This window comes from Arthrobacter sp. 2YAF22_2, from assembly GCF_052114645.1.
Classification (GTDB): Bacteria; Actinomycetota; Actinomycetes; order Actinomycetales; family Micrococcaceae; genus Arthrobacter.
The window spans coordinates 1-6,837 of record NZ_JBFRFD010000160.1; the positions used below are offsets into that span (position 1 = coordinate 1).

A 6,837-nucleotide genomic window follows, 5' to 3' on the forward strand; every position below is an offset into this window, starting at 1 on the left:
GAGGTAGTCCATGCCGCCCATGACGCCGCGGCGGCATGGACTACCTCTCCGAGGACCGGGTGGAGATCCGCTACCGTCTGCCGTTGGCCGAAATCGTCTTCGACTTCTTCGACATCCTCAAGTCCAAGACCCGCGGCTACGGCTCGCTGGACTGGAAGGCCGACGGCGACCAGGTCGCCGACCTCGTCAAGGTGGACATCATGCTCCAGGGCGAACAAGTAGATGCATTCAGCGCCATCACCCACCGGGACAAGGCTTACGCGTACGGCGTGATGATGACCGGCAAGCTGCGCGAACTCATCCCGCGGCAACAGTTCGAGGTGCCGATCCAGGCCGCCATCGGCTCCCGGATCATCGCCCGCGAAAGCATCCGCGCGATCCGCAAGGACGTCCTGGCCAAGTGCTACGGCGGCGACATCACCCGGAAGCGCAAGCTGCTGGAAAAGCAGAAGGAAGGCAAGAAGCGCATGAAGATGGTGGGACGCGTCGAAGTCCCGCAGGAAGCCTTCATCGCCGCCCTCACCACCGAAGAGTCCAAGGACAAGGCCAAGAAGTAGCCATGCCAAGCGTGCTTCCCCTCGGTGATCCGGCGCCGTCGGACGGGCTGCTGCCCGGCCAGGCGCTGGCGGGCGCCGCGGACCGGGCCTTCGGCCTGTACGTGCACATCCCGTTTTGTGCCGTGCGCTGCGGCTACTGCGACTTCAACACCTACACCGCCACGGAGCTCGGCGGCGGCGCCTCGCAGGACGCCTATGCCGGCACCGCTGTGGCCGAGGTGGACTTTGCCGGCCGCGTCCTGACGGCGTCCGGCCTGCCCGAGCGACAGCTCAGCACGGTGTTCTTCGGCGGGGGGACGCCCACGCTGCTGCCCGCCGGGGACCTTGCCCGCATCCTGGCGGCCGCGGTGGACACCTGGGGCCTGGCACCCGGCGCCGAGGTCACCACGGAAGCCAATCCGGACTCCGTCACGCCCGAGTCGCTGCGGGTGCTGGCCGACGCCGGCTTCACCCGGGTGTCTTTCGGCATGCAGTCGGCCGTGCCGCACGTCCTCAAGGTCCTGGACCGCACCCACACGCCCAGCCGGGTGCCGCAGGTGGTGCAATGGGCCCGCGAGGCCGGCCTGGCTGTCAGCCTTGACCTGATCTACGGCACACCCGGCGAGTCGCTGGAGGACTGGCGGTACTCGCTGGAGACGGCCCTGTCCTACGGCCCGGACCACATCAGCGCCTACGCGCTGATCGTGGAGGACGGCACCAAGCTGGCCGCCCAGATCCGCCGCGGCGAAGTGCCGGGGATCGACGACGACGACCATGCCGCCAAGTACGAACTGGCCGACGAGCTGATCTCCGCCGCGGGCCTGGGCTGGTACGAGGTCAGCAACTGGGCCCGCACCCCGGAGCAGGCCTGCCGCCACAACCTGGCCTATTGGCGCGGGGACGACTGGTGGGGCATCGGGCCCGGCGCGCACTCGCACGTCGGCGGGGTCCGCTGGTGGAACGTCAAGCACCCGAGCGCCTATGCAGCCCGGCTGGGGTCGGGCGCCTCGCCCGCGGCCGGCCGGGAAACGCTCGACGCCGAAACCCGCAACGTCGAACGCGTCATGCTCGAGGCCCGGCTCGTCACCGGCCTGGCCATCCCGAGTCTTGGCGGCCTGGGAGACACCGGGCGCCATGCTGTGGCCGGATTGATCGCGGACGGGCTCGTTGAGCCGGGGGCGGCCTTCCAGGGCCGCCTGGTGCTCACGCTCAAGGGCCGCCTGCTGGCCGACGCGGTGGTCCGCCGGATCCTGCCGGACTAGCGCCCTGGCGGGCAGGCTCCTGGTCCGGCTTACCTCTCGTCCGGCCCAGTTCCTGCCGGCAAAACTGTTTGTCCGGCCAGCGCCGGTCTACTTGATCCAGCGGAGGTTGAAGTCGTAGCGGTGCGGCTGGCCGCGGTTGACGTGGATGCCTGCGGCCACGGAGAAGCAGGCCAAGGCAATCCAGATGAGTGTGGCCAGTACCGCGAACAGGTTGCCCACCACCGGGACGAAGACCAACAGGTTGGCGACCACCGCGGCGATTGTGGGGGGCAGCGTGAAGTTCAGCGCTTCCTTCGACTCCTGCGCCGTGAACGGGCCGCGGTCCTTGAAGATCAGGTAGATCAAGAGCGACGGGATGCAGCCGAGGATGCCGCCAAAGTGCGCCAGGGTGGCCCACTGCCGGTCTTCCCGTGCCGTCAGCGGCAGGGCATTTGCGGGCACGCCATGGTACGGCGACTGGCCATGGCCGGCCTGATGGTCCGTGTGTTCGCGTGCGTTTTCTGCCACGTGTCGTCCTTTGGATTGCGGTGGAGCGTTGGTACCGGGAGAAGCCGCGGCCGCAACAACAATGCAACGGCCGCCGTACCCAGAATACTGGCATGGACCGCGAAGTGAAGCACGGAGAGCCGGTCAGGGCACCGTGAGGAAGTCGATGACCTCTTCGACCCGGCCCAGCAGGGAGGGCTCCAGGTCCGCATAGCTGCGGACGGCGCCGAGGAGTTTTTGCCAGCCCAGGCCAACGTCCTCCTTGGTGCTGTGCGGCCAGCCAAACGCCGTCAGGATGCCGGTCTTCCAATCAATGCCGCGGGGAATTTCCGGCCACCGTTCTATCCCCAGCACCGCCGGCCGGATGGCCTGCCAGACGTCCACGTAGGGGTGCCCGACGATCAGCACGTTGCCGGCGGCGCCGGGGGAGGCCATGACGGTGTCGGCGATGCGGGATTCCTTCGAGTTGGGGACGAGGTGGTCCACCAGCACGCCGAGACGGCGGCCCGGGCCGGGCCCGAAATCCTGCACAGCGGCCGTGAGGTCGTCGATGCCGTGCAGCGGCTCGACTACGATGCCCTCGACCCGGAGGTCGTCGCCCCAGACCTTTTCGACGAGTTCGGCGTCGTGCTTGCCTTCCACCCAGATCCGGCTGGCCTTGGCCACCTGGGCGCGCTGGCCGGCCACCCGGACGGATCCGGAGGCGGTGCGGGTGGCGACGGCGGCGCCGCCGGCAGGGAGCCGCGGTGCGGGCGGCATCAACCGGATCGGCTGGCCGTCCAGCAGGAAACCGAAACCCAGCCGGAAGGAGCGGGACTTGCCCCGCCGGTCCTCAAGGGCCACCACGTGCATGCCGCCGGACTTCTCCACCCGGGTTACGGCGCCCACCCAACCGGATTGAACGTCTTCCAGCACCATGCCGCGTTCCACCGGGATTTCGGGCAACTGGGCTTTGGCGGGCGCGGAGAGCTCTTGCGGGCCCCAATTTTGGTACGACATCGGCTACACACTGCTTTGCACTCGAAAAGTTTGAACTCGGAAAATAGCTTGCGAAATAGTTGGGCCGGGATCCCGTGATGTGTCCGGAAACACCGGTCCGACGGCAGGGCCCGCAGTGAATCCAATGCTAACAACGCGGGACTCATATTAGACTGGTTAGCACTTAGGCATGTCGAGTGCTAACCGTGGGTGTTGTCGGGCCGGTCCTTCCCGGCCGCCCGGCACCCGGTGAACCGGATAAGGGTCGATTGGAGGTGGGGCGTGAGCGAGCCACGGAAACTCGAAGTGCTGCGCGCCATCGTCGAGGACTATGTTCACTCCCGTGAACCCGTAGGATCCAAGGCGCTGGTGGAGCGGCACCATCTGGGCGTCTCCAGTGCCACGATCCGCAACGATATGGCGGCCCTRGAAGACGAGGGCCTGATCACTGCGCCGCATACCAGCGCCGGCCGGATCCCCACCGACAAGGGCTACCGCCTGTTCGTGGACCAGATTTCGGCCGTCAAACCGCTGTCCCCGGCGGAACGCCGCGCCATCCAGGCCCTGCTGGAGGGGTCCGATGACCTTGACGATGTGCTGGACCGGACCGTGCGGCTGCTGGCGCAGCTGACCAACCAGGTCGCCGTCGTGCAGTACCCACTCCTCAGCCGGGCGCGCGTTCGGCACATCGAGTTCGTCCTGCTGGCTCCGCGCAAGGTGCTGACCGTGCTGATCGTGGACAGCGGCAAGGTGGAGCAGAGGGTGATCGACGTCGGACAGGATCTCGGCGACGAGGCCCTTGCGGAAATCCGCAGCTTGTTCTTGTCCAGGCTTTCCGGCACGCCCTTGAGCCTGCTGCCGCAGTCGCTGCAGGCCGTGGCGGACAGTTGCCCGCCGGTGCGCCGCACCGCCGCCCGGGCCCTGGCCCGGGGACTCGAGTCGCTGGCGGCGAGCAGCCGTGAGGAACGGATGGTCATGGCCGGGACCGCCAACTTGGCCCGCTCCAACGTGGATTTCCCGTTGAGCATCGGACCCGTGCTCGAGGCACTCGAGGAACAGGTGGTGATGCTCCGGCTGCTCAGCGACATGGCGCAGGACCCGCGCGGCGTCACCGTGAGCATCGGACGGGAAAACCCCTACGACGGACTCTCCGAAGCCTCCGTGGTCGCCACCGGCTACGGCCCGGATGCCACGGCCAAGGTCGGGGTACTCGGACCGACCCGGATGGACTATCCCACCACCATGGCCGCCGTCCGTGCGGTGGCCCGCTACCTTTCCAGGATCCTCGGGCCCTAAGGGTCCGGCCCGGGCGCGAACCCCACGCATCACACTTCTTGCCCATTACCGGCAGTACAACCAGGAAGAGATACACATTTTGAGCAGCCACTACGACGTTCTTGGAGTCTCCCGCGAAGCGACGGGGGAAGAGATCAAGAAGGCCTACCGCAAGCTGGCGCGAACCCTGCACCCGGATGTGAACCCCGGTGACGACGCGTCCGAACGCTTCAAGGCGGTGACGCACGCCTACGAGGTGCTGTCCGACCCGCAAAAACGCCGGATCTATGACACCACGGGCAACGAGAACGGCAACGACAACGGCTTCGGCGGCGGCTACGCCGGCCAGGGCTTCGCCTTCCAGGACATCTTCGAATCGTTCTTCGGCGGCGCCGGCGGCCAGGCCGGCCCGGCGTCCCGGGTCCGCCGCGGCCAGGACGCCCTGATCAGCGTCAGGATCGAACTCCGCGACGCCGTCTTCGGCGTCAACAAAAAGCTCGAAGTCGACACCGCCGTGACCTGCCCGACGTGTGAAGGCTCCTGCTGCCGGCCGGGCACCCACCCTGAACGCTGCGACATCTGCGGCGGCAGCGGCCAGGTCCAGCGCGCGGTGCGTTCCATCCTCGGCCAGGTCATGACCACCGCTCCGTGCGGCAGCTGCGAAGGCTTCGGCACCGTGATCAAGGATCCGTGCAATGAATGCGCCGGCCAGGGCCGCATCCGCAGCCGCCGCTCACTCACCGTGAAGGTCCCCGCAGGCGTCGCCACCGGCACCCGCATCCAGCTCTCCGGGCAGGGTGAAGCGGGACCGGCCGGCGGACCGTCCGGAGACCTGTACGTGGAGATCCGGGTCAACAATGACGCCACCTACGTCCGCGAGGGCGACGACCTGCATGCCAGCCTCAACATCCCGATGACCGCCGCGGCCCTGGGCACGGAGCTGACCCTCGAAACCTTCGACGGCGAACAGGAAATCGACGTCAAGGCCGGCACCCAGTCCGGCGAGGTCATCACGCTCCGCGGCCTCGGTGTGACGCACCTGCGCGGCTACGGCCGGGGCGACCTCAAGGTCCATCTGCAGGTGGACACCCCGGCAAAGCTCGACGCCGCCCAGGAGGACCTGCTGCGCCAGCTGGCCAAACTCCGCGGCGAGCAGTTCACCGAGGGCAAGCTGGCCGCCAGCGGCGGCGTCTTCGCCAAGCTGCGGGACCGGCTCGGTAACCTGTAGCGGTGAGTAACCCGGTCTTCTTCACCCCGGCAGGAAGCCTGGACCAGCAGGTTCCCGGCTCAATCTTCGTCCTCGAAGGTCCCGAAGCGCGCCACGCGGTGACCGTCAAGCGGCTGACCGTGGGGGAGCCGGTCGACCTCGCCGACGGTGCGGGCAAGCGCCTGACCGGCACCGTCACCGCCCTCGCGCCCCAGGAGCTGACCGTTCAGTGCAGCGGGGTCAGCTCGGAGCCCCGGCCCGATGTCCGGCTGGTGCTCGTGCAGGCACTCGCCAAGGGGGACCGCGACGAACTGGCCGCCGAAACCGTGACGGAACTGGGAATCGACGCCGTCGTCCCCTGGCAGGCGGAGCGGTCGATTGTGCGGTGGAAACCCGAACGCGCGGCGAAGGCCCACGCCAAGTGGCAGTCGGTGGTGACGGCGGCCGCGAAGCAGGCACGCCGCGCCTGGATCCCGGAGGTCCGCGCCGCCGTCGACGGCGCCGGCCTGCAGGCCGCCGTCGCGGCCGCGGATCTGGCGGTGATCTTGCACGAAGACGCGGTGCGGCCGCTGCGGCAGGTGCTGGAAGCCTGGCACCGGCCACAGCACAATGACGGCGACGCCGGCGGACCCCGCGAGGTGCTGCTGATTGTGGGACCCGAGGGCGGCATCAGCCCCCGCGAGGTCACCCGGCTGTGCGATGCCGGAGCAGTGACCGCCCTGCTGGGCCACTACGTGCTGCGCTCCTCCACCGCGGGTCCCGCCGCCACTGTGTTGGCCAGCGACATCCTGGGACGCTGGTAGGGCGCCAGGCCTCAAGTTTCCGGCGGTCACGGCCCGGCCGGGCAGGCCTCACGGCACCCCCTAGTGCACGGTGAAGCCGCGGGTATCCACGTTCAGGTCCGGGACGTTGCTACCCGGATCGATCTGCGAGACCCGCGCCTCATAGCTCCCGGGCCCCAGGTTCACCGCAATGTTAAAGAGGCCGGTGGCGGCGGCGTCTGCCGTGACCGTGCCGTTCAGGTAGGGGGTCTTGGCGGTGCCGTCCACCCGCAGGATCTCCCAGTGCAGCTTGCCGGCCGGGACGGTGCTGC

The 6,837-nt window shown here is 68.5% G+C and carries 6 protein-coding genes and 2 pseudogenes; 5 read left to right on the plus strand and 3 right to left on the minus strand.

Going from position 1 to position 6,837, the window contains the following annotated elements:
• Positions 1–29 precede the first annotated feature (29 nt).
• Both AB4Y86_RS08570 and hemW read left to right on the plus strand, forming a co-directional pair.
• Positions 30–557 (plus strand): annotated as a pseudogene (locus tag AB4Y86_RS08570) (elongation factor 4); the annotation flags it as partial.
• A gap of 2 nt (positions 558–559) precedes the next feature.
• Positions 560–1,798 carry a radical SAM family heme chaperone HemW gene (hemW, locus tag AB4Y86_RS08575; protein WP_441401828.1) on the plus strand — a complete coding sequence of 413 codons (1,239 nt, stop codon included), beginning with the start codon at positions 560–562 and terminating at the stop codon, positions 1,796–1,798.
• Positions 1,799–1,885: 87 nt separating this feature from the next.
• Here hemW and AB4Y86_RS08580 read toward each other — a convergent pair whose 3' ends face one another.
• A complete protein-coding gene (locus tag AB4Y86_RS08580) occupies positions 1,886–2,305 on the minus strand; it encodes a DUF4870 domain-containing protein (RefSeq protein WP_441401829.1) in 420 nt (139 codons plus the stop codon).
• Between the two features lie 123 nt (positions 2,306–2,428).
• The gene (locus AB4Y86_RS08585) at positions 2,429–3,283 is read right to left on the minus strand and encodes a DUF3097 domain-containing protein (RefSeq protein ID WP_441401830.1); all 855 of its coding nucleotides are present in this window, start codon (positions 3,281–3,283) and stop codon (positions 2,429–2,431) included.
• Positions 3,284–3,544: 261 nt separating this feature from the next.
• Here AB4Y86_RS08585 and hrcA point away from each other — a divergent pair, with 261 nt between their 5' ends.
• From hrcA to AB4Y86_RS08600, 3 genes are all read left to right on the plus strand, one after another.
• Positions 3,545–4,558: a heat-inducible transcriptional repressor HrcA gene (hrcA, locus tag AB4Y86_RS08590; protein WP_441401831.1), complete on the plus strand. Its 1,014-nt coding sequence runs from the start codon at positions 3,545–3,547 to the stop codon at positions 4,556–4,558.
• A 79-nt stretch (positions 4,559–4,637) separates the two neighbouring features.
• On the plus strand, positions 4,638–5,765 hold the full coding sequence (dnaJ, locus tag AB4Y86_RS08595; protein ID WP_441401832.1) for a molecular chaperone DnaJ: 1,128 nt from the start codon (positions 4,638–4,640) through the stop codon (positions 5,763–5,765).
• Positions 5,766–5,767: 2 nt separating this feature from the next.
• Entirely contained in the window at positions 5,768–6,547 is a 780-nt protein-coding gene (locus AB4Y86_RS08600; RefSeq protein ID WP_441401833.1) for a 16S rRNA (uracil(1498)-N(3))-methyltransferase, read from the plus strand.
• 60 nt (positions 6,548–6,607) lie between these two features.
• Here the strand turns inward: AB4Y86_RS08600 and AB4Y86_RS08605 are convergent.
• Positions 6,608–6,837, minus strand: a pseudogene (locus tag AB4Y86_RS08605) (GerMN domain-containing protein); the annotation flags it as partial.